At 44.1% G+C, this 21,682-nt stretch carries 15 protein-coding genes, 7 tRNA genes and 1 riboswitch; of the genes, 3 read left to right on the top strand and 19 right to left on the bottom strand.

Annotation, left to right across the window (positions count from 1 at the left end; translation table 11 throughout):
- Positions 1-16: 16 nt before the first annotated feature.
- From rpoB to RA086_RS04070, 18 genes are all read right to left on the bottom strand, one after another.
- Positions 17-3,631, bottom strand: a complete 3,615-nt coding sequence (gene rpoB, locus RA086_RS04155; RefSeq protein ID WP_308702638.1) for a DNA-directed RNA polymerase subunit beta — start codon at positions 3,629-3,631, stop codon at positions 17-19.
- Positions 3,632-3,873: 242 nt separating this feature from the next.
- Positions 3,874-4,479: a TetR/AcrR family transcriptional regulator gene (locus RA086_RS04150; RefSeq protein ID WP_308702637.1), complete on the bottom strand. Its 606-nt coding sequence runs from the start codon at positions 4,477-4,479 to the stop codon at positions 3,874-3,876.
- 196 nt (positions 4,480-4,675) lie between these two features.
- Entirely contained in the window at positions 4,676-7,180 is a 2,505-nt protein-coding gene (locus RA086_RS04145; RefSeq protein WP_308702636.1) for an ATP-dependent Clp protease ATP-binding subunit, read from the bottom strand.
- Positions 7,181-7,198: 18 nt separating this feature from the next.
- Positions 7,199-7,666, bottom strand: coding sequence for a CtsR family transcriptional regulator (locus RA086_RS04140; protein ID WP_137606063.1), 468 nt, complete (start codon positions 7,664-7,666; stop codon positions 7,199-7,201).
- Positions 7,667-8,050: 384 nt separating this feature from the next.
- Positions 8,051-8,124 (bottom strand) — tRNA-Pro (locus RA086_RS04135).
- A 55-nt stretch (positions 8,125-8,179) separates the two neighbouring features.
- A tRNA-Pro gene (locus RA086_RS04130) sits at positions 8,180-8,253 on the bottom strand.
- 8 nt (positions 8,254-8,261) lie between these two features.
- Positions 8,262-8,335, bottom strand: a tRNA-Arg gene (locus RA086_RS04125).
- A gap of 10 nt (positions 8,336-8,345) precedes the next feature.
- Positions 8,346-8,431, bottom strand: a tRNA-Leu gene (locus RA086_RS04120).
- 8 nt (positions 8,432-8,439) lie between these two features.
- A tRNA-Gly gene (locus RA086_RS04115) sits at positions 8,440-8,511 on the bottom strand.
- Positions 8,512-8,536: 25 nt separating this feature from the next.
- A tRNA-Thr gene (locus RA086_RS04110) sits at positions 8,537-8,609 on the bottom strand.
- A 3-nt stretch (positions 8,610-8,612) separates the two neighbouring features.
- Positions 8,613-8,694 (bottom strand) — tRNA-Leu (locus tag RA086_RS04105).
- 567 nt (positions 8,695-9,261) lie between these two features.
- A complete protein-coding gene (gene serS / locus RA086_RS04100) occupies positions 9,262-10,536 on the bottom strand; it encodes a serine--tRNA ligase (protein WP_308702635.1) in 1,275 nt (424 codons plus the stop codon).
- 259 nt (positions 10,537-10,795) lie between these two features.
- On the bottom strand, positions 10,796-11,431 hold the full coding sequence (locus RA086_RS04095) for a deoxynucleoside kinase (protein WP_308702634.1): 636 nt from the start codon (positions 11,429-11,431) through the stop codon (positions 10,796-10,798).
- 103 nt (positions 11,432-11,534) lie between these two features.
- Positions 11,535-12,299, bottom strand: a complete 765-nt coding sequence (locus RA086_RS04090; RefSeq protein WP_308702633.1) for a M15 family metallopeptidase — start codon at positions 12,297-12,299, stop codon at positions 11,535-11,537.
- Positions 12,300-12,958: 659 nt separating this feature from the next.
- On the bottom strand, positions 12,959-14,407 hold the full coding sequence (locus RA086_RS04085; protein WP_308702632.1) for an amino acid permease: 1,449 nt from the start codon (positions 14,405-14,407) through the stop codon (positions 12,959-12,961).
- A 206-nt stretch (positions 14,408-14,613) separates the two neighbouring features.
- A riboswitch (Lysine riboswitch) is annotated at positions 14,614-14,797 on the bottom strand.
- A gap of 58 nt (positions 14,798-14,855) precedes the next feature.
- Positions 14,856-16,538: an acetolactate synthase AlsS gene (gene alsS / locus RA086_RS04080; RefSeq protein WP_308702631.1), complete on the bottom strand. Its 1,683-nt coding sequence runs from the start codon at positions 16,536-16,538 to the stop codon at positions 14,856-14,858.
- Between the two features lie 186 nt (positions 16,539-16,724).
- Complete coding sequence (locus RA086_RS04075; RefSeq protein ID WP_308702630.1) at positions 16,725-17,249, bottom strand: Rrf2 family transcriptional regulator; 525 nt, start codon at positions 17,247-17,249, stop codon at positions 16,725-16,727.
- On the bottom strand, positions 17,236-17,802 hold the full coding sequence (locus tag RA086_RS04070) for a GNAT family N-acetyltransferase (RefSeq protein ID WP_308702629.1): 567 nt from the start codon (positions 17,800-17,802) through the stop codon (positions 17,236-17,238). The genes RA086_RS04075 and RA086_RS04070 overlap by 14 nt, the downstream gene beginning before the upstream one ends.
- A 61-nt stretch (positions 17,803-17,863) precedes the next feature.
- Here RA086_RS04070 and RA086_RS04065 point away from each other — a divergent pair, with 61 nt between their 5' ends.
- Positions 17,864-18,661 carry an alpha/beta hydrolase gene (locus RA086_RS04065; protein ID WP_308702628.1) on the top strand — a complete coding sequence of 266 codons (798 nt, stop codon included), beginning with the start codon at positions 17,864-17,866 and terminating at the stop codon, positions 18,659-18,661.
- 68 nt (positions 18,662-18,729) lie between these two features.
- Here RA086_RS04065 and RA086_RS04060 read toward each other — a convergent pair whose 3' ends face one another.
- Complete coding sequence (locus RA086_RS04060) at positions 18,730-19,392, bottom strand: phosphatase PAP2 family protein (protein ID WP_308704412.1); 663 nt, start codon at positions 19,390-19,392, stop codon at positions 18,730-18,732.
- A 268-nt stretch (positions 19,393-19,660) separates the two neighbouring features.
- Here RA086_RS04060 and RA086_RS04055 point away from each other — a divergent pair, with 268 nt between their 5' ends.
- A complete protein-coding gene (locus tag RA086_RS04055; RefSeq protein WP_308702627.1) occupies positions 19,661-20,671 on the top strand; it encodes an LCP family protein in 1,011 nt (336 codons plus the stop codon).
- A 701-nt stretch (positions 20,672-21,372) separates the two neighbouring features.
- On the top strand, positions 21,373-21,621 hold the full coding sequence (locus RA086_RS04050; protein WP_308702626.1) for a hypothetical protein: 249 nt from the start codon (positions 21,373-21,375) through the stop codon (positions 21,619-21,621).
- Positions 21,622-21,682: the final 61 nt, after the last annotated feature.

The raw sequence follows: 21,682 nt of genomic DNA, 5'->3' as shown, positions 1-21,682 counted from the left end.
GGACCGACCTCCCTTTTTATTGATTATCCTGGTGAGCGTTTGTTGTTTCAGTAGCAGCTGGTTTGTCAGTTTTGGCTGGCTTGTCAGCAGCTTTCTTTTCGTTTTCTTGCTGGATCTTGCTCAAGGCATCCACGTTAACGACATCGTCGTCATCGTCATCCATATCCCGCAATTCAATTTCTTTATCTTCAGCATCCAAGACCTTCATATCCAGTCCTAATGCTTGTAATTCCTTAACCAACACACGGAATGATTCCGGTACACCTGGCTTAGGAATTGGTTCGCCCTTGACAATGGCTTCGTAGGTCTTAACCCGACCAACCACGTCATCAGACTTGTAAGTCAAGATTTCTTGTAATGTATAAGCAGCCCCATAAGCTTCCAAGGCCCAAACTTCCATTTCACCAAAACGTTGACCCCCAAATTGCGCTTTCCCACCAAGTGGTTGTTGCGTAACTAAAGAGTAAGGTCCGATTGAACGTGCATGGATCTTATCATCGACCATGTGGCTAAGCTTCATATAATGCATAACCCCAACGGCGATACGTTTGTCGAATGGTTCACCAGTTCGGCCATCATAGACGATTGACTTCCCATCGGCATCGATCCCGGCTTCACGCACAGCCTTCCAAATATCAGAATCACGCGCCCCATCAAAGACAGGCGTTGCCATATGAATACCCAATTTACGAGCAGCCATACCTAAATGCAATTCCAAAACTTGTCCGATGTTCATACGTGAAGGCACACCCATTGGGCTCAACATGATATCGATTGGTGTCCCATCAGGCATGTACGGCATATCTTCTTGAGGAACCACGATTGAAACGGTCCCTTTATTCCCATGCCGTCCAGCCATCTTGTCACCAACTTGAATCTTCCGCTTTTGTGCAATGTAAACGCGGACCATCATGTTCACACCAGGTGATAATTCGTCCCCGTTTTCACGAGTAAAGATTTTAACATCTTGGATGATCCCGCCACCACCATGTGGTACTCGGAGGGAGGTATCCCGAACTTCACGTGCTTTTTCACCGAAAATGGCATGTAACAAACGTTCTTCAGCTGATAATTCTGTAACTCCCTTAGGCGTTACCTTACCAACTAAAATGTCACCATCTTTAACTTCGGCACCGACACGGATAATTCCATCTTCATCAAGGTTACGCAAAGCGTCTTCCCCAACATTAGGAATTTCACGCGTCATTTCTTCAGGTCCAAGTTTGGTGTCACGAGCTTCTGATTCATATTCTTCAATATGGATTGAAGTATAAACATCTTCACGAACCAAACGTTCATTAATAATGATGGCATCTTCGAAGTTATAACCGTTCCAAGTCATGAAGGCGACTAATGGGTTTTGCCCTAAAGCTAATTCCCCGCCTTCCATTGCTGGACCATCGGCTAAGACTTCGTCGTTATCAACGTGATCGCCAGTTTTGACGATTGGGCGTTGGTTATAGTTCTTACCACCATTTGAACGACGGAACTTCATTAATTTGTAGGTATCTAAAGAACCATCATCACGCCGAACACGAATTTCACGTGCATCGACATATTCGACCGTTCCTTCATGCCGGTTAATCAAGGCAATCCCGGAGTCATGGGCCGCTTTGTATTCAATCCCAGTCCCAATTAATGGGGCATGTGGATCAACCAAAGGAACCGCTTGTCGTTGCATGTTCGCACCCATTAAGGCACGATTTGAGTCATCGTTTTCCAAGAAAGGAATACATGCGGTGGCAACAGCAACAACTTGCTTAGGCGAAACGTCCATGTAATCGACGTCTTCGATGGAGATTTCCAAGTTTTCTTCCTTTTTACGGGCTAAAACAGTATCTTCAACGAAAGAACCATCGTCATTTAATGGCGAGTTCGCTTGGGCAATGACAAATTGGTCTTCTTCATCGGCGGCCAAGTAGTCAATCTTGTCAGTAACTTTATGAGTCGTCCAATCGACACGACGATAAGGCGTTTCGATGAACCCATAACGGTTAACTTTGGCATAAGATGACAAACTGTTGATCAAACCAATGTTAGGCCCTTCAGGCGTTTCAATTGGGCACATCCGACCGTAGTGGGTATAGTGCACATCTCGAACTTCATAACCGGCCCGATCACGCGTCAAACCACCAGGTCCTAAGGCTGATAAACGCCGCTTATGCGTTAATTCACCTAAGGGGTTAGTTTGATCCATGAATTGAGACAATTGTGATGACCCAAAGAATTCCTTAATTGAAGCCACAACTGGTCGAATATTGATCAATTGTTGTGGTGTTACCGTGGCGGCGTCTTGAATTGACATCCGTTCACGTACAACCCGTTCCATTCGAGATAACCCGATCCGGAATTGGTTTTGTAACAATTCACCCACGGAACGAATCCGTCGGTTACCCAAGTGATCAATATCATCAGTCGTGCCTAAACCTTCTTGCAAGTTAAAGAAGTAATTAATGGAAGCAATGATATCAGCAGGTAAAATGTGTTTGAACTTAAGGTCAATGTTGCCATTGCCAATCACGTTAACAACCTTTTCAGGATCGTTTTGTGAGTAAACTTTCACAACTTGTAAGACCATTGGATTCGTTACAACCGCTTCGTCGGATGGCGTATAAGTCACCGTCTTAAAGTCGTCACGTTCCAAATAACTTCCCAACTTCGCCATCACATTTTTATCGATGACGTCGCCTTTTTGTGCAATCACTTCACCAGTATCTGGATCAGCTAAAGTTTCAGCTAAGGTTTGACCCATTAAACGCGTCTTCATGCTTAACTTCTTGTTGACCTTGTAACGGCCAACTGGAGCAAAGTCATAACGTTTAGGATCAAAGAAGCGTGCGGTTAAAAGACTCCGTGAGCTGTCAGCGGTCTTAGGTTCACCAGGACGTAGCCGTTCGTAGATATCTTTCAAAGATTCTTCAACACGTGAATCATCGGTGTTCTTATGAACATCTTTTTCCAAGGTATTCAACAAACTGTCAGTTTCACCTAACATATCGATGATATCGTCATCAGAACCATAACCTAAGGCCCGAACCAATTCCGTTAATGGAATCTTCCGTGTCCGGTCAATCCGAACATAAGAAATATTCTTAGCATCCGTTTCAAGTTCTAACCAAGCCCCACGGTTAGGAATAACCGTTGTGCCATAGCTAGGACGACCATTTTTATCTAATTCTTCATTAAAGTAAACACCGGGTGAACGAACCAATTGTGAAACAATGACCCGTTCGGCACCATTAATAATAAAAGTCCCTTGTTCAGTCATCAATGGGAAATCGCCAAAGAATACATCTTGCGACTTGATTTCGCCAGTTTCATGGTTAGTCAGTCGTAAAGTCACATGCAGTGGTGCTGAATAGTTCGCATCATGTTCACGTGCTTCATCGACGGTGTACTTTGGTTCTAATAGTTGATAGTCGACAAATTCAAGTGAAAGTTTTCCTGCAAAATCGTCGATTGGCAAAATATCTTCAAACATTTCCCGGAGACCTTCATCCAAGAACCACTGATATGAATCAGTTTGGATTTCGATCAAGTTAGGCAAATCAAGAACTTCCTTGATACGTGCATAACTTCTACGGGTACGGTGTTTACCGTATTTAACTAAATGTCCGGCCAAGTTGTTCACCCCTTCTTATTATTCCGTGACTCGGCCCTCTCAGCAAATATTACATTTGTGTTACAAATGCACTAAAAACCGAATTTTGGGCATAAAAAAACCAAAAATAGTCATTTAAGTTGGACTATTTTTGGGCTTATATTAACAAAGCGCGCAGACAATAGATTGCGCCTTTGTTCAAGTTCACGGTTACAGACAAGTTATAATATACATCGAAACCGATGGTGTGTCAACCAAACGACTCGATATTCTTAGTGCGTCGTTGGCGCGGTAGCAACGCCAAACATAATCATTTTTAATAAGGTTTGTATCTGAGTCCGTTCATCCGCATCGGGATCACCAATACGATGAAAACTATTAAACAGCGGACTCAAACTCGTGAGATAAAAGTTGGCGGCCATGGCTGGTGTCACGCCCGCCTGCAACTGAATATTAGGTTGCGCAAAGAACACTTGCAACGGTTGTACGTAATCATTTCGAAAGATGCCGGCCAATTGACCAATATGCTCACGGGATAAATCTTTAAAGCTCGTATGAATCAGCGTAAAGATATCGGCAGGGTGTTTGTGCGTGAGTAACAGTGAGACATCCGTCAACTGTTCCAGTGGCACTTGGTTGGGCTGTGATAAAATCTGGTCCAAACCAGTTTTGATCTCGCCACCAACCGTGGTAATCACGGCTAGGAAAATAACTTCTTTGTCTTTAAAATGATGATACAAAGCTGGCTGGGTAATTCCAATCGCATTAGCAATGTCGCGAGTACTGGTTGCGGCATAGCCATGCTTCAGGAATAACGTTCGTGCGGCATCTAAAATTGCCTGATGCGTTTTAGCCAGTTGTTCCGCACGCGTGACCATTCAAATCAGCACCTTTCTCTTCTTAAATCTTTTGGGTCTGTCATGACTCACTGCTAACATCATCGTCAAAGTTTCACAGTCACCTTATAATCTACACCATTTTTTTACTGATTACTACCGGGACCGTTGCTAATTTATTGATAGCAAAAAAGCTCAGAATGAAGCGCCTGAGCTTTTTAAACTTATCTCATGATTTTTATTTAGAGGAAACCGTTGAACGGCCATCCGACTTCGGTTGAGACTTCACATTAATGGTGATGGCACCACGACTGGCACCAATTGTTACTTGATCATTAACTTTGATTTCACCGGTTAACAATGATTCACTTAACCGATCTTCAACTTCGGTCTGTAAAGCCCGTCGAATTGGTCGCGCACCGTATTCAGGATCAAAACCGGCCTTGGCAACCACGTCAATCGCAGCTGGGGTCATCTTAATCTTGATGCCTTGTTGCGCCACTCGTTCAACAATCTCGTTGGCCATCAATTTCACAATTTCATGCAATTCTTCGCGATTCAATGAATGGAAGACAATCGTTTCATCAATTCGGTTCAAGAATTCAGGACGGAACGCTTTTCGAAGTTCTTCGCGAATTGTCGCTGAAACCGCCTTGTAATCATTAGCCTTATCTTCGGCACCAAACCCAACGGATTTTTCATCCCGTAAGGTCGTGGCTCCTAAGTTAGATGTCATGATTAAAATAGTATTCCGGAAATCGACTTTACGTCCCTTCGAATCAGTCAAGTAGCCGTCATCCAAAACTTGCAACAAAATGTTGAAGACATCTGGATGGGCTTTTTCAACTTCGTCAAACAAGACGACTGAGTATGGCTTTTGCCGAACCTTTTCTGTTAATTGGCCCCCTTCGTCGTAACCGACATAACCAGGTGCAGAACCAATCAAACGACTCGTTGAGTAACGTTCCATATACTCAGACATATCAATCCGAATCATGTTGTCTTCAGAGCCAAACATCGCTTCAGCCAAGGCCTTCGCAAGTTCAGTCTTCCCAACCCCAGTTGGGCCTAAGAACATGAAAGAACCAATTGGCCGGCTAGGGTCTTTTAGCCCACTTCGTGCACGCCGAATAGCACGTGCAACCGCTGAAACAGCTTCCGGTTGGCCAATGACTCGTTTATGCAGGATTTTTTCCAAATTGACCAGCCGTTCACTTTCAGTCTTTTGTAACTGTGTCAACGGCACGCCTGTCCATTCAGCAACCACTTGGGCAATATCTTCGCCAGTGACATCCAAAGCATACTTAGGTTCATCACCGTCTTCAGCCGCAACTGCTTGGGCTGCCGCTAAAGTATCCAACCGATCTTTAAGTTTCATTTCTTTTTTACGAATATCCGCAGCTTGTTCGAAATCTTGATCTTCAATTGCCGTTTCTTTTTGTTGCCGCAGATCAGCCAACTTATCTTGATTCTTGGATAATTTTGTCGGCTTGTCCATTTGATCGATACGAACTTTAGCCGCAGCTTCATCCATTAAATCAATGGCCTTATCTGGTAAGAAACGATCACTGATGTAACGACTAGAAAGCTTAACTGCTTGTTCCACGGCTTCATCCGTAATATTGACATGATGATGTTCTTCATAACGTGGCCGTAAACCGGTTAAAATCTCGACCGCTTCGTCAGGCGTTGGTTCATCAACCATCACTGTCGCAAAACGTCGTTCCAACGCTGCATCAGATTCAATATACTTTTGATATTCATTTAAAGTCGTCGCACCAATGGTTTGTAATTCACCACGAGCCAAGGCAGGTTTCAAGATATTTGACGCATCAATTGCCCCTTCAGCACCACCGGCACCAATTAACGTATGCAATTCATCAATGAAGAGAATGACATGTCCATCGTTGTAAATTTCATCGATGACCTTCTTCAAACGGTCTTCAAATTCACCACGATACTTGGTCCCAGCAACTAATGACCCCATATCGAGCATCATTAACCGCTTATCTGCCATATCACTTGGAACATCACCGGCAACGATCTTTTGGGCCAAACCCTCAGCAATCGCCGTCTTACCAACACCAGGTTCCCCAATCAAAACAGGGTTATTCTTCGTTCGCCGTGACAAGATCTGGATGACCCGTTTGACTTCTTTTGAACGTCCAACCACAGGGTCCATCTTTTGTTCACTAGCTAATTGTGTTAAATCACGTGCTAACGAATCTAGGGTTGGGGTGCCTTCAGCTTTTTTGCCACCACGCGTTTGACCATTAGTTTTACGCTTACCCATGGCATCACTGACACCAAGTTTTCGTAACACTACTTTGCGTGTTTGTCCTAAATCTAAGTTTAAGTTCATTAAGATACGCGAGGACAGGATACTTTCATCAGACAACATCGCTAATAGGAGATGTTCAGTCCCAATCTTGTTGGCACCCAAACGTTTGGCCTCATCACCCGCCACAGACAAAATTTCCTTTGCTTTTGGTGAATAAGGTAAATAGGTCTCTTTGCCGACATTACTTAAGGTGCCATAACCCGTGAAACGTTCGATCTCTTCACGAATATCATCTTCCGTAACCGCATATTGTTGTAAGACTTTGTTAGCAATCCCATTTTTCTCGATGGCCAATGCTAATAATAAATGTTCCGTTCCCACTGCTTGGTGTTTAAAATACTTAGCCTGTTCTTGCGCTAAAACTAAGACACTCTTGGCACTCGGGGTAAATAGGTTATCCATTGCGATTCCTCGCTTTCTTTAACTTTCGTAACGCAGGTGGTTCAAGATTCCAATAATGATGCGCGCTCGTAAACTGTTTTCCAAGTCATGATCATCAACGCCTAGCGTATTCCGATCAGTCGCGACTAAAATTAATTGGGCTTCCCTGCGATTCAATACATCATCCTCATAGAGGCTTTGGACGACCGCGTAGGCATCCCGTTGCGTTATTGAATCCCCAATCACTTGAATCAGGGTGTCCAAAACGTCAGCGTCATCCAAGAGGTTAACCTTCTCGATTCGAATGTAACCACCACCGCCACGTTTGCTTTCTACTAAGTAACCGTTTTGAATGGTAAAACGAGTCTTAATCACATAATTGATTTGAGAAGGGACCACATTGAACAAGTCAGCAATTTCTGACCGCCGAATTTCAACATGCTCAGCGTCCGCCAAAATACTTTTTAAATATTTTTCGATGATATCGGAGATATTTTGACTTTGCATCTGCTTCACCCTTTACATTATCTTTGACTAATATTGACTTTCATTATACGAGGATAACCAGAAATTGCAAAGAATTTCACCTAAAGGGCGGTACAGATAGGCCTCTCACGGTTGTTACAGCATAGCACGCCCCTGACCTGCATTCAATTGATTGGACTGAAAATTGCCTTAGCGGCCAAAAATTATGGCGAGCTGGTGGTTAAGATATTGTAGCTACTCTATCGCTTGTCTGTCTCTGTTGCTCAGCACGCTCCAGCATCAGTTCAGGCCAACCGAATTGGCAAGTTAAATGGATAATTGTAACGATGAGTACGACGTTAAACAAGCTTTGGGCACAAAAAAATCCAGCCTAATTGACTGGATCCTTCTGTGGTTTAGTCCTCATCGGGAAAACAGGATTTGAACCTGCGACCCCTACGTCCCGAACGTAGTGCTCTACCAAGCTGAGCTACTTCCCGTTAAAAAATTTAAATAAAAAGCCCTAGTTACAATAACTAAGACTGTTTTGATCGATCGGGAAAACAGGATTCGAACCTGCGACCCCCTGGTCCCAAACCAGGTGCTCTACCAAGCTGAGCTATTTCCCGATACTAAATGCACCCAGTAGGAGTCGAACCTACAACCTTCTGATTCGTAGTCAGACACTCTATCCAATTGCGCTATGGGTGCATATTTAAAATGCCGAGGACCGGGATCGAACCGGTACGGTTATCACTAACCGCAGGATTTTAAGTCCTGTGCGTCTGCCAATTCCGCCACCCCGGCAAATTAAAAGCGGAAGACGAGATTCGAACTCGCGACCCCCACCATGGCAAGGTGATGTTCTACCACTGAACTACTTCCGCAAAAAAAATATTAAATTATGGAAAATGCCGACTAGAGGATTCGAACCTCCGACCTCCTCATTACTAGTGAGATGCTCTGCCAACTGAGCTAAGTCGGCATGTGCGGGTGAAGGGACTCGAACCCCCACGTCGTAAGACACTAGAACCTAAATCTAGCGCGTCTGCCAGTTCCGCCACACCCGCATGATTAATAAGTAATCATGCCTTGTTGTCGTTCCAAGCAGTACTTACTGGTAAGCCTTGACAACTATTTAACTTTATCATCATGTTGAATAATTGTCAACATATTTTTAACTTTAATGGATAAATATACTTTTTGGACGCATATTTTCCGACAAGAAATATTATAGCACTGGTTTTAAATTTAGCAAACCCCTAAATACACTTTTTTTACATTTTGATAATATAACGAGCAACAATCCTTGATATACCGGCATTATCACTCGGTAAAAGATTCAACATTTTGCGGGTGATGGCCCCTTACCGCTGACTTTTTCTAGGGATCAATTTGCGGAGAACCAACGACAATCCCTCACAAATCCCAATTTTGGGCGATTATCGCAACCATTGAATATATTCAAAAATTATTGGTAAACATGCGTCTGACCGTTTTCTAAAAGATGGTCCTCATCAGAAACGTCCCTAATCCCAGAGACAAATTTTAGTCTAACGACCTGGCCTGACAAAAAGCGACCCAAGCTGACTCAGCAATTTCTTGCTAAATCGGCTTGGGTCGTTTTTATATTTCAACTAATTGTTAGTGATCTTAGTTTTGCCATGCATGTATGGTACTAAGACGTCAGGAATGGTAATTGAGCCATCCGCATTTTGATAATTTTCCATAATTGCAGCGACCGTCCGACCAACAGCTAAGCCACTCCCATTTAAAGTGTGGACAAATTGGAGCTTGCCGTCATCATCACGATACTGGATGTGTGCTCGGCGTGCTTGGAAATCAGTACAGTTTGAGCAACTTGAGATTTCGCGGTACTTATTTTGTTCTGGGAACCAAACTTCCAAGTCATGCGTCATCGCCGCGGTAAAGCTCATATCGCCAGTAGTCAACGTAATAACGTGATATGGTAAGCCTAGCTTCTTCAATAACGATTCCGCATTATGCGTCAACTTTTCAAGCTCATCCCATGAGTCTTCTGGCTTGGTGAACTTAACCATTTCGACCTTGTTAAATTGATGTAAACGAATTAACCCTTTAGTATCTCGACCAGCACTCCCCGCTTCTTCGCGGAAAGCTGGTGTTAACGCTGTAAAGTAGACCGGTAACTTTTCGGCAGGAATCACTTCATCACGGTAATAGTTCACTAACGGCACTTCCGCCGTTGGAATCAAGCTCAAATCTTGCGTCGTGATTCGGAAAGCATCATTCTTAAACTTAGGAAATTGGCCGGTACCGTACATTGATTCATCCGTGACCAAATAAGGTGGCAAGACTTCGGTATACCCTTCCGCTTCGTGTTGGTCCAAGAAGAAGTTGTAGACGGCTCGTTCAAGTTTAGCGCCATCGCCCATATAATAGAGGAAGCGGCTACCTGAAACTTTAGCCCCACGTTCGAAATCTAAGATATGCAAGGCTTCACCGAGTTCCCAGTGGGCTTTGGGTTCGAAGTCAAATTGACGAGGCGTCCCGATTCGACGTAACTCCACTGAGTCGTCTTCATTTAAGCTGATTGGCACATCTGGATGTGGCACATTTGGCAAATGCGCAGCCATATCTTGTACTTGACCATCGGCAGTCCGACGCTGATCATCCAAGCTTTTAATCTCAGCACTGACCTTTTGCATTTCGGCAATTTGGGCACTAGCATCTTGCTTGTTACGCTTTAATTGTGAAATTTCACCAGAAACTTGGTTCCGGGTGGACTTCAATTGTTCACTCTTGGCAATTAAATCGCGACGATCAGCATCGGCTTTGATCAACGCATCGATCTGTTCTGCGGGAACACCCCGGTGGCCGAGTTGTTCTTTAAAGAAATCTGGTTTTTGACGAATTTGTTTGACATCTAACATCTTAAAATCCTCCTTAAATTTTCGATAAAAAAACAGTCTCTCTCCCAGATTGGGACGAAGAGACTGCGATTCGCGGTACCACCCAAGTTCAGGATTGCTAAGAATCCCACCCTTAAACGGATAACGGCTCTGCCGTGCAGTATTACCTGCCCACTTTGTCGCGTCGGAGTTTCGACATCCGGTTCACACCAACCACCGGCTCTCTGACTGTCTACTTAAAACGCGTCGTGTTTAATATTCTGGTATAACTATAAGGCAACTAAGCCAAACTAGCAACCTTATCATCAATTAATTTAATGACTTGTTGTCGGGCATCAGCGTCCGCAACAAAATCGAGTTGGTCCCCATCAATTTGCATCTTAGGACTATGATCATAGTTGGCATACCACTGCGTATACCGATCATTCAAGGTCTCATAGTATTGATATAAGGCGGGATCTTGATCAATTTGTTCGTAGGAACGTCCCCGCTTTTGAATCCGTTTTAACATCGTATCAAACGAAATATTAATATGGATCAATAAATCAGGACTCTTTTGGTGCGGTGCTTCTGGCAACTCTTGCATCATATTTTTTAATAAGGAATCATAGATATCAACTTCTGTGCTAGTTGCTCGACCTAAGTCACCATTCAAATGGAAGAGTAGTGAATCTTCAAAAATTGAACGATCCAAAACATCTAAGTCGTTGGCAAAAGCAGATTTGATACTACCTAGTCGTTTATTTAAAAAATAAATTTGTAGTAAAAACGCATATTTTTTAGGGTCCTTATAAAATAATGGCAAAATAGGATTGTCATCGACGGATTCGTAAAACGCTTTTGAGCCGAAGTGATCGGCAACTAATTGCGTCAAACTGGTCTTGCCGGCACCGATTGTTCCTGACATTACAAGCATGGGGTTCTCTCCTTTATTCATGTACAATATTTCGTCTGTTTATTAAAGCAACACTACATATTGTACGCACACCCTCGTCAAAATGCAATATCTGGTTGCAAGATTACTTGGCCACTTTTTCACGCGCCTTTAGCAAAGACACATATTGTTCCAACGTTAAGTTGTGCTTCGTCATAAAGGCCGCACTCTTTTTGCCCACATACCGGAAATGCCAGGATTCATAACCAATACCGGTTGAGGCCTTACCTGTCTTCGTGAAACGTAAAACGAAGCCATATTCTGGTGCATGTTTAATGAGCCATTGTTGCCCAGCAGTTTGATCTGATTTTGACAACAACTGACTATCGTTGGCATCATACCATTTAGTATTCATGACGTCGACGGCCAGCCCAGTTTGGTGTTCGCTCCCCCGTGGAACGGCCACAAATTCTTTGGTCAATTTCAAGGCCTGCTTGGCAGATTTACCTTTAGCCTCATAAGTCTTGATCGACTGATTCCAAACCGTTTCTTGATAATCGACGGAACGATAACCGGAAACTAGGGTCGCTGGGTAGCCAGCCGCTTGCGCCCCTTTTAAAAATGCCGTCAACGGCTTTACGATTGTTTCACGAACCGGAATGTCCTTCACCGTTGCTTTACTAAAGTTTAATTCATTATGCTGATGCCATTTATTAACGACAATCAAATCACTGTCTGTCGAGCGCACGCCCTTGGGCAAGGCACTAATTAGTTTTTGGCGTTTGGTTTGCGTTTTGGCTGTCTTGGAAGAGTGAGACAGCGTACTGCTTGAGCTTAAATTGGTCGAACAACCACCTAATAAGCTCGTCAGTGCAATCAATACCATGCTAGTTACGATTGTTTTTTTCAAATTTACTCGCTGCCTTTCTTGTTCCACAGCCTAGCATGATTTTGTGAATTTGTATTCGCTGAGAACATTTTTTGGCAACATCTTAATTTATCGGTAGCTTTTTTTACTAACAACAGCTAAACGAAGACAACAAAACGACCGTCGATTTTGGCATCAGCCAAATCAACGGTCGTTTTGTTTTATACTTTATTGAAGCCTGCACATCATCGCTATCCTATTTACAACTATCTACTTTGCTTGCCGCTCCGGTTGGTCTGGATCGATGCTGGAACGTGGTGGCCACGTTTGTGAGCCAAAGGGCGGTCTCACAAGCCGGGCTTTCTCTAAGCTGGAAAACCACCAGCCAAGAGAAATTTCACCACTGAGCATCATCCAGCCCGCCCTGCACTAATCAGTAGCCTCAATATCAATTGAATTTTGGAGATATTAAGATTACCAATACTTTGATTACAATCACTATTTAACATCGGAGCGGACCAGCTCGTTCGTCGTGTCGAGACACTTAGCTGGGTGATTTTACCCAGGTCAGTGTCTGGGCCGACTTTTAAGACATGATTTTCGGCTTGAAAACGCCTTGCCGACCGCTCTTTGGCTGCAAGTCTGCCTCACAGTGAACGAGCTGGTCCACGGAGACGGCTACAAAATACCGTCAAGCAATACTAATCGTCCAAATGATGTTTGCTAAGATCCACTTTATCTAGTGGAATCAGCTTCGTATGGTAACGAATCTTATAGTAGCAAAATAGCACAATAAACAGCGGGATACTCATATAGGTGACCCCAATAGCTTGCCAATCCATGGTCGCAAACGAATGCAAGTCTTGACCAATAATGACGATCATACAGAGGAAGAATGCAAACAATGGGCCAAATGGAAATAATTTGGCATGATAACGCAACTCGCTCAGATCATGGCCCTGTTTAACAAAGGCTTGCCGGAAACGAAGATGTGAGATAGCAATCCCCAACCAGGCAATAAACCCGGTCAACCCACTAGCAGACACTAAGAAAATGTAGATCCGATCACCAAATAGACTCGACAAGAAGGTCAGTAACCCAATGAAAGTCGTCCCAAATAACGCCATAATCGGAATTCCTCGACCATTGACGCGACCGAACGTTTTAGGCGCATAACCTTGCTTAGACAATGAATAGAGCATCCGTGTGGAAGCATACATTCCAGAGTTGGCTGCCGACAAAACGGAAGTCAAAATGACCGCATTCATCACACTCGCCGCCGCTGCTAAACCGGCCTTTTTGAAGACCAAAGTAAACGGACTGATGGCGATATCGCTCGCAGATGACCCTAACAAATCTTTCGAAGTATAAGGAATAATTGCCGCAATCACAAAGATCGCTAGAATATAAAAAAGTAAGATACGCCAGAAAACTTGTTTAATGGCCGCTGGAATACTCTTTTCCGGTGTCGCAGATTCACCAGCCGTAATCCCAATCAATTCGGTTCCTTGAAATGAAAACCCAGCCACGACGAAGACACTTAAAATTGTTGGAATACCGCCGACGAATGGCGCTTTTTTATACGTGAAGTTGCTGAGATCAGTCGCATTACTGCCCATGATACCAAAAATCGTTAAGACCCCAACGACTAAGAAAATCAATACCGTAATCACTTTGATTAAAGATAACCAATATTCGGTCTCACCAAATGACCGTACGGAAAGGGCATTAATTGTGAAGATCAAAATCAATGCAATCAAGCTAAAGATCCACCCAGGAACATGTGGTAACCAAAACTGCATCACGATTGCCGCCGTACTAATATCGACCGCTAACGTAATCGCCCAGTTAAACCAATAGTTCCAGCCCATCGCAAACCCTAAGGCCGGATCAACAAATCGGGTCGAATAAGTCGAAAATGACCCAGAAACCGGTAGATAAGTCGCCATTTCACCTAAACTGGTCATTAAGAAATAGACCATGATCCCAATCCCAACATAGGCCAATAAGGCCCCACCTGGTCCAGCTGTTGAGATTGCGGAACCAGACGCCACAAACAGTCCAGTCCCAATACTACCGCCTAATGCAATCATGGAGAGATGCCGCGTCTGTAACGAGCGCTTCACTTCATGCTGTTGTTCTTCTGCCATGCAGAAACCTCCAAAAATAGTTTGACGTCAAAGTTGGCAACAATTGATCGACACCATTGTCCATCAATCGAACACTAACCGCCGTCCTAAATTTATATCTAAAAGTGTTTCCACCGATTCTGGCATCCGTTTTGACCAAAATAAAAAGTCTTTCTGCAAAGTGCGCAAAAAGACTTAATCAGATGGTCATGTTAAATGCTGATTTCATCGTCGATAGCGCCCCGCAACTGTTTCCCAGTTGCGACAGTCCTTGATTTATTCAACCAAAGCCCAACAAACTTGACGGTAACAGTCAGGTTCATTTCGGCGATTGCCCCTTTCACTGATCATCATCATCGGCTACCCGACTCGAATCAGCTACTCTTGTTAATCGCGTCCTCTTCTTTCGATATACTCAATCATTATACAAAAGTCATTTCAATTTGACAACCGCGATTCACACGACGGTTTAATAGAATTGATCTGGCAACATCGTTTTACCTAATGCTTGGTTGTCGGAGTAATCAATTGGAATATCGACTACGACCGGACCAGTCGTCTTGAAAGCTTTATCTAGCACGGCTTCTAGTTCACTAGGCTTATTCACCCGTAACCCCTTAGCGCCAAAGCTTTCAGCATATTTGACGAAATCAACTGGGCCAAAGCTGACCGCAGCATCTTCACCATATTTCATTTCTTCTTGGAACTTGACCATGTCATAATTACCGTCATCCCAAATCAGATGCACGATATTCAAATTCAAACGAACGGCCGTTTCGAGTTCCTGACTAGAAAATAGGAACCCACCATCACCTGAGACCGAAACGATCTGTGTCTTAGGCCGGACTAACGCTGCGGCAATTGCCCATGGTAAGGCAACCCCAAGTGTTTGCATCCCATTACTGAATAACAAGTGCCGCGGTTCATAGCTACGGAAATGCCGCGCCATCCAAATGTAGAAGCTTCCGACATCAACCGTCACCGTCATATCATCCGTCACACGTTGTTGTAACGCGGCAATCACGGATAGCGGATGACTCAATGTTGAATCCGCATCAATGTTGGGTACAAAGTCACGTGTCTTCAGCTTTTCTTGTAATTCACTCAAATAAGTTTTGGCGTCATCACTAATATCGTAGCCCTTCATATAAGGCAATAAGAAGTCTAACGTCTGGGCAATATCACCCACTAATTCAGTTTCTGGTTGGAAGTTGTGATCAATTTCTGCCCGCATGGCGTCAATAACCACAATCCGAGACTTACCTTCGGCGTTCCAGTTACGTGGTTCGTATTCGATTGGATCATAGCCAACGGCAATCACTAAATCTGACTTCTTCAATAACATGTCACCAGGTTGGTTTCGGAATAACCCAACCCGACCAAAGAAGTGTTCAGCTTCCAAATCGCGTGAAATAACGCCGGCAGCTTGGAACGTTTCAACAACGGGCAAGTTTGCCGCTGTCACTAAATTCCGAATTGCTTGGGTCACTTCTGGTGAAGAAGCCCGCATCCCCACTAACAATACTGGTAATTTGGCTGCTTTGATTTTTTTTGCTAATAAAGTGGCTTCAACTGGGCTAGCTGGCCCAAGTTTAGGCGCCTGCAACGGATTAATGACTGGCGTGCGCACGATTGAATCCGTCACATCTTGTGGAATGCTGACGAAACTAGCGCCTTGCTTGGCTGCAACTGCAGATTGATAAGCATTCGCAATCACTTCAGAAACATTTTCTGGCTCTTGAACTTCAGCACTATACTTCGTGATGGGTTCAAATAATGCAGCGTTATCCATGCTTTGATGAGTCAGTCGCAATAAATCGGCCCGCTGAACTTGACCAGAAATGGCCAAAACTGGGTCCCCTTCAGCCGTCGCAGTCACTAGTCCAGTGGCTAAATTACTGGCACCGGGACCAGAAGTCGTCATGACAACCCCTGGTTTACCGGTAATGCGGCCAATCCCAGCTGCAATGAATGCCGCATTTTGTTCGTGCCGCGTCACGATCAACTTGGGACTCTTAGCATTTACCGGATGTTCTAAACGTTCGAAAACCCGATCAATCTTTGCCCCAGGAATCCCGAATACATACTTGACGTCATGATTGACCAAACTGTCAACGATTGCGTCAGCACCATAATACTTTTTATCTGCCATTTTTTTGCTCGCTCCTATTGTGAAAATTATTGTTAGAATACCATAGATAGCCTTGTAATAACAGCGATTGTTCACTTGTGAAAAAAAGTTTCTGAGCCATTTTTTTAAGCTAAGCACGTCAGACTGCAGTTTTCAGCAATTAAATAATCGAAACCGCATACATTTTCAGGCTGTTTGTAGATTAACTCACTTGGCGGCGCGCATCCGCGTTAAAATTTGATTTAATTGCCCCATTTTGTCTTCAGATTGGTTGTTCCAATTCAAGACTGGAATCTGACTGACCGCTAATAAATCCTTAATCAGCGCGGCAATTTTTTGGTGACTCAAAAAAGCAAGCCACTGTTGGTCGGCCTGCGAAAAGATCGCGTTAACGACTTTAGTCCCTTCATCCGCCACGGGTTCCACATCTTTAAAGACTTGGTCAAAATAACCACGATCTGGAAAAGTATGCAATGGTCCCTCGATGGCGAGCACCACATCCTTAATCGAGATGGCTTCCGGCGAGCGCGCCAATTGAACCCCACCATTGTTACCACTAGTTGAAGCCACTAAATCCGCCACGACCAATTTTCGAATAATTTTGCGAATATAAGAAGCCGAACCACCAATCCGTTCATGAATCACATCCGATGTGAGCGGAATATCGGGTCGCTGCGTCGCTAATAACACGACGACGCACGCAGCTTGTTCGAATGATTTAGCGAGTTGCATTTGTGTCATCTCCATTTGCGGGTAAACACTCAAAAAACAATTCAGTTTGGCCCGCACCAAACTGAGCATAAGCCGGATGCGTGACTTGATCGTATTGTCGAAAGCCCGCATGTTCTAAAATCAGTCGCGAAGCCGTATTCGGCGCTAAACAGCTTGCGGTTAATCGTCGTAAGTTTAAATCTTGGAACGCATAATTGACAATCAAATGCACCGCACTTGTCATGTAGCCATGCCCCCAAGCCATTTGTGTCAACATATAGCCTAGGTCCATCTGTTGTGGCGCAGGTTCACCTTGCGAGTTCATTCGCTCATACAACCCAATGCTGCCAATGACTTCGGCCGTGGACATTAATACGATTGCGTACACTTCTGATAGCTTTGACTGGCGGCTTAGTAAATATTCAGCCTCAACCAAACTGTTAGCGGGCGTAAAACCAGCATTAACAGCCACTTTCGGATCGCGCACCATTTCAAAATAGGCAGCAGCATCTGCCGCAACAAATGGGCGCAATTTAAGCTGTTCATTTTGTAAATTTGACGTTGCCTTCAGCATCACCGTGCCACCTCGCTTGCGTTATAATAGTTATGTTAACCATATCAATAGAGGTGATTGCATGCAAGTGATTCAGCAAAAATTAACCAACAGTCCCGCGCAATTGACAGGACTACTACACACACCAGATCCAAATGCCCATCAAACTAAGTTACCCGCCATTATTATTGTCCCTGGTGGTGGCTATACACACATTCCGGTTGGTCAGGCCGAAACACTCGCGCTTGCCTTTGCCGGTCACGGTTATCAGGCCTTTTATTTGGAATACACTTTGTTGGGTGACCAGCAACCGCTGGGTTTAGCGCCCGTTTTAGACCTCGCACGCGCGGTCTTATTATTACGGCAACATGCCGATGCTTGGCATATTGACACCACGCAACTCACGCCGGTTGGCTTTAGCGTTGGCGGCCACATCGTCGCACTCTACAACGATTATTGGCAAAATCAACTTCCAGCGTTGCTTAAAACGACCGCTGAAAATTTAGCCGTTGCAACCGTGATTTTGAGTTACCCCGTCATCAACCCAAGTCTGGGATATCCAAAAGACGCCGCGACCCTGTCCAAATGGACGGCTAATTCGACTGAAATGGCAGCAGATCAACTGGTCAATCAGCATAATCGGCCAACCTTTATTTGGGTGACCGCGGATGATCCGTTAGTTCCCGCCACCAATGCTTTGGCCTACGCAACCGCACTCGCCAAAGCCAAGCGTCCTTACGAATTACACGTTTTTGAACACGGCCCACACGGTTTAGCATTAGCCAATTCGCAAACGGCTTGGAAACCAGATGCCAATCAGCCTCACGCGGCACATTGGTTCAATTTAGCGTTAGCCTGGCTGCAAGCACACGCTAATTAACTTAAAATAAGTCAAAACAAAAAAACGACCTCCAATTCGGAGATCGTTTTTGACTTGGTTCAGTCAGCTTACAAATAGGATCGGTAACATAGTCGCCACTTCAGTAAGTGTGGGGCGTAGATTACATACACCCACTCCATGATTTCAAGCCAGAGCCAACCTAGTAAAACCGCACCAATTGTGTCAGTTGGATAATGAGCTTGCATGTAAACCCGCGCAACCATCACCAGTAACAACCAAACAATACTGATCCATTTAACTGTTTGTGCGATGCGATAATTATCTATTTCCGGAACAATAATTATAATAATCGTAGCAACTAGCAAAAATGTTCCTAAGGTGTGTCCACTTGGAAAACTATAACCATCGTCCGTAGCCAAGTGACCAATCGGCCGAGCACGGGCAATCAAGTGCTTGAAAAACGTCTCTAAGACCATGCCACCCGCCATCAATACGACTGCCCACAACGCTTGAATTTTATACTTAAACCCATATAGCAAAAATGCCAACAGGACCATCCAAAACACATCACGGCCGGGTGATGCCAACCAGCTGATCGTTTTAAAAACTAGTGTAAAGAAGCCATTCACCTTAATCGTGGCAAGCGAGGCCAAACCAGCGTCAAATAAATCAATCCCCACTGCGCCAGTCTGAATAAAATAGCTTAAATACGCAAATAAAATGACTGCAATGACAAACTTGACCGGCCGACTACGCGACTTATCGATCATCAAAATTAGAACCCCCATTAATATTATCGATTAATAAAATTATACCATAAGGCTCTGAATGACTAAAATAGACGCAATCTTGTTTACGGAACCTTAAAAAATCACCAAGAAAATTTAAATCCAACCCTTTCCCGTCCAAAAACGGTTATGATGGAATTCGGGATTCGGGTTCTTAAGATTCTTAGGGGTTGTTTGAAATTTGTTTCCGATAACCCCAAAAGATGCTAAACTATGTATAGTTTTTACATAACTATTGGAGGAAAAATTCATGGAAGAAATGCCAAGTCGTTCACAGATGCATCAAGATAATTCTGGGGGTAAAGGTCCCAAGAAAAAGCATCCAGTTCGTAACGCGCTTTTAATTATCCTAGCAGTCTTACTGGTTGGGATTGGGGCCTTTGCGGCACGAACTTATTTCAATGCACGGAACGCGGCTAAGATTGTGTACCAGAGCAGTGGCATCAAAAAGTCACGTAACACCGACGCCATTTTAAGTGGTAAAAAGCCAGTATCGATTTTGTTACTCGGAACCGATACCGGGGCATTGGGCCGTGACTACAAAGGCCGGACCGATACAATTATCTTGGCAACCATCAATCCCAAAACCAAAACAACCACTTTAATGAGTATCCCACGGGACTCCGAAGTCGCTGTCTCTGGCTTTGAGCAGGATTTTCCATCAAAACTAAACGCTGCTTACGCTTACGGTAGTGCTGGGACAACCATTAAAACGGTTGAAAAATGGTTAAACGTGCCAATTGACTATTACGCCTTGATCAACATGGGTGGTATGAAGAAAGTTGTCAATGAAGTCGGCGGCGTGGATATTACACCAATCCGGACCTTTACTTATGAAGGCTACACCTTTACCAAGGGTGCTAAGACGCATATGAACGGTGCCAAAGCATTGGCCTATTCACGGATGCGTTATGATGATCCTTTAGGTGACTACGGTCGGCAACAACGCCAACGGCAATTAATCACTGCCATCATTAGTGAAAGCACCAATGCCACTAACTTGATGAAACAAGACTTCTTGAAGTCCTTAGCCAAAGAAACTCGAACCGATTTAACGTTCAGTAACTTAACCAGCATCGTTTCGAACTATCGTGCTTCAACCAAGAATATCGTTTCGGATCATGCTCAAGGTTCCGGTAAGATGATCAGTGGTCAATCCTTTGAAGTGGTACCACAAACTGAAAAGCAACGGGTCACCAATGTTTTACGGAAATCATTAGATCTGAAATCAGCCACAACTGGCTCATTGTACGGTAAATAATATAGTTAAACACAAAACAGTCTGGGGAAAATTTCTCAGACTTTTTTTTTGCGTTCTAACACCCATTCATGAAAACGGTGTGGTTGTTTTGTAAGTTCTACTTTAATTGCCGTTTCGGTTGGTCTGGACTGATGCTGGAACGTGGTGGCCACGTTTGTGAGCCAAAGTGCGGTCTTACACGCCGGGCTTTCTCTAAGCTGGAAGTTCACCAGCTCGAAACGTGTTCGGTCCAACAGCTCCCTCCGCTTGCTACGCCATCGCAACCACTCGGAAAAAACACCGAGTCATTGTGATGGCTAGGCAATGCTCAGAAGCACCCGTTGGACCTCACACTCTGAGAAATTTCACCACTGAGCATCATCCAGCCCGCCCTACACTAATCAGCAATTCTAATATTAATTGGTTATTAGCATGTTCTAATTTTCCATGCTTTGATTACAACCACTATTTAACATCGGTGTGAACCAATACGTTTGCCGTATTGAAACATTAAGCTGAGTGAGCGAGTTTTCCCAGGTTAGTGTTTGACCGACTTTTAAGATGTTACTTTTGGCTCGGAAACGCCGCACAGACGCAGGTAGTCCACAGCAAACGAGCTGGCTTCCAGAGACGGACAGATCTATTTATGAACGCAACACGGTATTAACCCGGTAAAGCCGCGTGTTATAATGAGACATTCTTTAATTTGGAGCTGAAATGACATGTCAAAACCAAAATTTGAACTGGCCAGTGACTATATTAACGGTCCCGCTTTGGGTGCCGCCGTTGAAAAAATCAAAGATGATCCAAGCAATGGCTTGAGTGTTCGTTATGCGACTCGCAATAACGATGAAATTAAATTTATCTTTACCGCGATAAAAACGGGCAAAGTCACTGAAATGGCTTACCAAAAATCTGCTAACGCACACTGGGTCTTTAATGCCGCTGAATCCACCCCATTATCAAACTAACGGCAACTCATTTCGATAACCCAAAACCATCAAACTGTTTTTTATGATAGTTTGATGGCTT

Origin of the sequence: Lactiplantibacillus brownii (assembly GCF_031085375.1) — a bacterium.
GTDB lineage: Bacteria > Bacillota > Bacilli > Lactobacillales > Lactobacillaceae > Lactiplantibacillus > Lactiplantibacillus brownii.
This window is presented reverse-complemented; position numbering and strand designations above follow the sequence as displayed.

Bases quoted from the DNA above. Each gene is read 5' to 3' on its own strand.
- RA086_RS04145 (WP_308702636.1), bottom strand. From the start codon at position 7,180: ATGGATAACCTATTTACCCCGAGTGCCAAGAGTGTCTTAGTTTTAGCG.
- RA086_RS04085 (WP_308702632.1), bottom strand. From the start codon at position 14,407: ATGGCAGAAGAACAACAGCATGAAGTGAAGCGCTCGTTACAGACGCGG.
- RA086_RS04140 (WP_137606063.1), bottom strand. From the start codon at position 7,666: ATGCAAAGTCAAAATATCTCCGATATCATCGAAAAATATTTAAAAAGT.
- alsS (WP_308702631.1), bottom strand. From the start codon at position 16,538: ATGGCAGATAAAAAGTATTATGGTGCTGACGCAATCGTTGACAGTTTG.
- RA086_RS04055 (WP_308702627.1), top strand. From the start codon at position 19,661: ATGGAAGAAATGCCAAGTCGTTCACAGATGCATCAAGATAATTCTGGG.
- RA086_RS04075 (WP_308702630.1), bottom strand. From the start codon at position 17,249: ATGCAACTCGCTAAATCATTCGAACAAGCTGCGTGCGTCGTCGTGTTA.
- RA086_RS04150 (WP_308702637.1), bottom strand. From the start codon at position 4,479: ATGGTCACGCGTGCGGAACAACTGGCTAAAACGCATCAGGCAATTTTA.
- RA086_RS04050 (WP_308702626.1), top strand. From the start codon at position 21,373: ATGTCAAAACCAAAATTTGAACTGGCCAGTGACTATATTAACGGTCCC.
- RA086_RS04060 (WP_308704412.1), bottom strand. From the start codon at position 19,392: ATGATCGATAAGTCGCGTAGTCGGCCGGTCAAGTTTGTCATTGCAGTC.
- RA086_RS04095 (WP_308702634.1), bottom strand. From the start codon at position 11,431: ATGCTTGTAATGTCAGGAACAATCGGTGCCGGCAAGACCAGTTTGACG.
- RA086_RS04070 (WP_308702629.1), bottom strand. From the start codon at position 17,802: ATGCTGAAGGCAACGTCAAATTTACAAAATGAACAGCTTAAATTGCGC.
- RA086_RS04065 (WP_308702628.1), top strand. From the start codon at position 17,864: ATGCAAGTGATTCAGCAAAAATTAACCAACAGTCCCGCGCAATTGACA.
- serS (WP_308702635.1), bottom strand. From the start codon at position 10,536: ATGTTAGATGTCAAACAAATTCGTCAAAAACCAGATTTCTTTAAAGAA.